The organism is Halomonas sp. KAO, assembly GCF_015595025.1.
In the GTDB taxonomy this organism is placed as follows: domain Bacteria; phylum Pseudomonadota; class Gammaproteobacteria; order Pseudomonadales; family Halomonadaceae; genus Halomonas.
In genome coordinates, this window is record NZ_JADNRL010000022.1 from 936 (window position 1) to 1,301 (window position 366).

Below are 366 nucleotides of genomic sequence, written 5' to 3' on the forward strand. Positions count from 1 at the left end.
TCATCTTACCGGTCCGCTTCATCGAGGTCGGTACGCAGCCTGTCCCCTGCCTTGTGCAATAGAATGAACTGCCTGTCACATTCCCTGCAGGCACCGCACATCGAAAGGTGTATGCGCAGCGACACCCTCTCCTGGAAGGTCAGGGGGCGATCCTGCTTGAGTGACATCAAACGTGTAGCCTCTTTGCACATCATCATCACTTTTCTCCCTCGAGCCAACCTTCCTCGATACATTGGCGTAGGCGCAAACGGGCCCGGTGCAGAATGACCCAGCAGTTGTTTTCCTTGATATTTAATGTCTGGCAGATTTCGTCTGTAGATAGTCCCATCAGTTCTCGCAACGAGAAGACCCTGGCGATGTTGTCGG

2 protein-coding genes are annotated in these 366 nt (G+C 53.6%); both read right to left on the bottom strand.

The features are described 5' to 3' along the window. Window positions 1-5 precede the first annotated feature (5 nt). Entirely contained in the window at window positions 6-233 is a 228-nt protein-coding gene (locus tag IOC61_RS17805) for a zf-HC2 domain-containing protein (protein ID WP_321169811.1), read from the bottom strand. Continuing rightward, on the bottom strand, window positions 197-340 hold the full coding sequence (locus IOC61_RS10930) for a sigma factor-like helix-turn-helix DNA-binding protein (RefSeq protein WP_267491306.1): 144 nt from the start codon (window positions 338-340) through the stop codon (window positions 197-199). Before IOC61_RS10930 ends, IOC61_RS17805 begins: the two co-directional genes overlap by 37 nt. Window positions 341-366 lie beyond the last annotated feature (26 nt).

Excerpts from the sequence above, each read along its gene's own strand:
- IOC61_RS17805 (WP_321169811.1), bottom strand. The coding sequence starts at position 233 with ATGTATCGAGGAAGGTTGGCTCGAGGGAGAAAAGTGATGATGATGTGC.